General features: G+C 39.5%; 5 protein-coding genes and 1 tRNA gene. All 6 read left to right on the forward strand.

Annotated features, from left to right (window positions below; translation table 11 throughout):
- The first annotated feature begins 53 nt into the window (after positions 1-53).
- Positions 54-127 (forward strand) — tRNA-Asn (locus tag ACYQ21_RS14935).
- A gap of 59 nt (positions 128-186) precedes the next feature.
- Positions 187-837, forward strand: coding sequence for a phosphatase PAP2 family protein (locus tag ACYQ21_RS14940; protein WP_460059419.1), 651 nt, complete (start codon positions 187-189; stop codon positions 835-837).
- A complete protein-coding gene (locus ACYQ21_RS14945) occupies positions 834-1,751 on the forward strand; it encodes a TIGR01212 family radical SAM protein (RefSeq protein WP_460059420.1) in 918 nt (305 codons plus the stop codon). The genes ACYQ21_RS14940 and ACYQ21_RS14945 overlap by 4 nt, the downstream gene beginning before the upstream one ends.
- Positions 1,745-2,284, forward strand: coding sequence for a tRNA (mnm(5)s(2)U34)-methyltransferase (locus ACYQ21_RS14950; protein ID WP_460059422.1), 540 nt, complete (start codon positions 1,745-1,747; stop codon positions 2,282-2,284). The genes ACYQ21_RS14945 and ACYQ21_RS14950 overlap by 7 nt, the downstream gene beginning before the upstream one ends.
- Positions 2,285-2,420: 136 nt before the next feature.
- A complete protein-coding gene (locus tag ACYQ21_RS14955) occupies positions 2,421-2,822 on the forward strand; it encodes a helix-turn-helix domain-containing protein (protein WP_460059424.1) in 402 nt (133 codons plus the stop codon).
- Between the two features lie 23 nt (positions 2,823-2,845).
- Entirely contained in the window at positions 2,846-3,319 is a 474-nt protein-coding gene (locus tag ACYQ21_RS14960) for an Rgg family transcriptional regulator (protein WP_460059426.1), read from the forward strand.
- The last annotated feature ends 124 nt before the right edge of the window (positions 3,320-3,443 follow it).

The raw sequence follows: 3,443 nt of genomic DNA on the forward strand, positions 1-3,443 counted from the left end.
AGGTTGCGGATGGGGAAAACGAAGTTTTCTACTACTCTACCAACTGAGATTATTCCGCTTTAGCTCAGTTGGTAGTAGCGCATGACTGTTAATCATGATGTCGCAAGTTCGAGTCTTGCAAGCGGAGTCAGATATCGTAAGTTCATCTATGTTTCAATAGATGGACTTTTTTGTTATAATATAATGATGAAACTAAAAAAAACGTATCAATTATATGCAAGCTTCGGTTTGGTGCTATTCGTCATGTTAGGCTATCTAGTCAAGTTTTTTTTGGCTAGTTTAAAGGGAGTTGACCAACAAGTTCAGTCATTGGTTAGATACAATATGTCAGATGGTCTGACTTCTTTTTCCAAATTTATAACTAATTTTGGTGGGGCAGCTTATGTACCTATTCTTCTAGGTGCTGTACTTATTTTTTTGGTACTGAAAAAATGGTATGCTGAGGCGATTTTTATAGCTGCTAATGTGGCAATTGTGCCTATTTTAATCTATATCTTGAAACATATTTATGGTCGGTCGCGCCCGTCTTTACCCCACCTTGTGGTAGAGAATGGTTTGAGTTTTCCTTCGGGGCATGCCAGTACGAGTTTGATGTTTTATGCCTGTCTGATGGTGCTGATTTGTCAAAGGTTGCACAATCGTCAAATGAAGTGGTTGGTTCGTGTGTTAGCTACCATGTTCATCGTGCTTATCGGAATGTCTCGGATTTATCTGGGGGTGCATTATCCGACGGATATTTTGGGTGGTTGGCTGATGAGTGCTAGTATTTTGTTGATGACGTTCCCCATTTATGATGAGGTGCGTTTTAAGTGGCGTTTTAAGGGAGTTCAAAAGTGAATAAGCGATATACGACATGGAATGATTATCTGCGTGATAATTTTGGTGAGAAGGTGTTTAAAGTGCCGATTGATGCAGGGTTTGACTGCCCGAATCGGGATGGTACGGTGGCGCATGGTGGTTGTACCTTTTGTTCTGTTTCTGGGTCAGGTGATATGATTGTGGCACCTGAGGAGCAGATTCCAGTTCAGGTGGAAAAAGAGATTGAATTTCTCCATCAAAAATGGCCTGGGGTTAAGAAGTATATTGCCTATTTCCAAAACTTTACCAATACGCACGGTCCACTAGAAGTCCTTCGTGAGCGCTTTGAACAGGCAGTGGATCGACCTGATATCGTTGGGATTAATATTGGGACGCGTCCGGATTGTTTGCCTGATGATGTGCTGGATTATCTGTCTGATCTGAATGAGCGGATGACAGTTTGGGTTGAGCTTGGGTTACAGACGACCTATCAAGAAACGAGTGATTTGATTAATCGCGCGCATGATTATCAGACTTACTTGGATGCTGTGGCTAAATTGCGGGCTCGTGGTATTTTGGTTTGTGTGCATTTGATTAACGGCTTACCGGGTGAAACTCAAGACATGATGGTTGAAAATGTGCGTCGTGTTGTGGCGGATTCAGATATTCAGGGCATCAAACTTCATTTGCTCCACTTGATGACAGGCACACGGATGCAGCGCGATTTTCATCAGGGAGATTTGCAGTTGATGGCTTTTGATGATTATGTGAATGTGATTTGTGATCAGCTAGAGATTATTCCAAAGGAGATTTCAATTCATCGTTTAACGGGGGATGCGCCGCGTGAGATGTTGATAGGTCCCATGTGGAGCCTGAAGAAATGGGAAGTGCTGAACGCAATTGACGCAGAGTTAGAACGTCGCAATGTTTTTCAGGGAGATAAGGCATGTTAAATCCGCTTGAGCTGGCACATCGTTCACTTGCAGAAGTTATTGTGCCTGATGATCTTGTTGTTGATGCGACCATGGGGCAAGGCTATGATACTGTTTTTTTAGCAGGATTGAAAGCGGATGTTGTCGCTTTTGATGTACAGGCGCTTGCACTTGCCATGACGGAAAAGCGTTTGGAGCAAGCACAGTTGACTGCTAAGCTGATTTTTGATGGTCATGAAAATGTTGGTCAGTATATTGAGCAGCCAATAAAAGCTGCGATTTTTAATCTGGGCTATTTGCCTAAGTCTGATAAGAAAGTGATTACTCAGGCTGAGACGACGCTTAGTGCTCTAACACAACTGTTAGACATGTTGGTCAAGGGTGGGAGGATTGCGTTGATGATTTATTATGGTCATGAGGGTGGTCTTGAGGAACGGGATGCTGTGTTGGCTTTTGTTTCTGGGTTGCCACAAAGAGACTTTCAGGTGATGCGTTATGGTGGGATTAATCAAGCTAATCATCCGCCGTTTTTGGTAATGATTGAGAAGCGTTAAAGTAGATAAAATTATTAATGAGCAGAAACCTGATGTTTGGATTTCTATTTTTAGATGAATGCAAGTGAATATTCGAAATATTGAAACATTATAAAAATGTTATAATTAGTGGCAAGTAGATAGAAAGGTTATGTGTATGGAAAAAGAATATTTTGATGAAGAAATTTCTAGCGTTCAGGAAACTTTCAAGGAATTACGAAAAGCAAGAGGTTATACACAAGCTAATGTAAGTGATGAAGTTGTCTCTAAATCTCTCATCTCTAAGTTTGAAAATGGGACAAGTATGTTAGCAGCTGATAAGTTGTTTCGGGCTATTTCTAATCTTAATATGACACCGAACGAGTTTGTCAGTGCTTTGAACAACTATCAACCTGATCGTATGGAACAACTTTATAATACTTTAAATCAAATTCGCTTTTCTGGTTTACAAGGTGTTGAGCAGTCAGAAAAGTTGATTATTAAGGGAACTGATGATAAGTTTGAAATTTTGTCAAATATCATGATTAAAAGTGTTTTACAGGATGTGACGGGCAAGTAATATGTTTCTAAAACTGAAAAAATATCGTCGGAGATTATTTGAATGGGTTAGATAATTGGACTGAGTTTGAGGTGAAATTGCTTTATTGTACTTCTTCTATTATGGATAGGGGAGATCGTCGTTGGTTTGGAGAGATTTTAATCAATAGAGAGGCATGTTTCAGTGGTTTTGCACGTCAACGTTTATTTATGGTCACTTTAATGGGACTATATGATAGTACGCTTGAGCATCAAGAGTTAGAGACTGCAGCTTTTTTTAAAGATAAAGTTTCTCAATTTGATTTTGGTGGTGATTTAATTGCAATCGTTAATTTTCAGATATTAAGTGATTTGCATGATTATATGCTAGAGAAGACAAAAGAAAACCTTATCAAGGCAGAGGACTACCTAGATAAGGTTGAAGTATTGGGGATTAAGGCTATCGTTGATTATTCAAGAGACAGACTTAGAAATTTAAAGTCCCCACCACCGCAACGCAAGAAATTTGAACATCTGTAATCTCCTCGTATAATATATTCTAGTAGTGATTAACCACTACGATTTTTACCTAATTGATATTAATTTTCACTTGACTACTGAGCCGTTTCTCAGAGATAATAGTTCTGGAATGGACTCACGGATT

It is taken from the genome of Pseudolactococcus yaeyamensis, assembly GCF_054658615.1.

What these genes read in the sequence shown, in the direction of transcription:
- ACYQ21_RS14955 (WP_460059424.1), top strand. Translation starts at nt 2,421, where the DNA reads ATGGAAAAAGAATATTTTGATGAAGAAATTTCTAGCGTTCAGGAAACT.
- ACYQ21_RS14950 (WP_460059422.1), top strand. Translation starts at nt 1,745, where the DNA reads ATGTTAAATCCGCTTGAGCTGGCACATCGTTCACTTGCAGAAGTTATT.
- ACYQ21_RS14940 (WP_460059419.1), top strand. Translation starts at nt 187, where the DNA reads ATGAAACTAAAAAAAACGTATCAATTATATGCAAGCTTCGGTTTGGTG.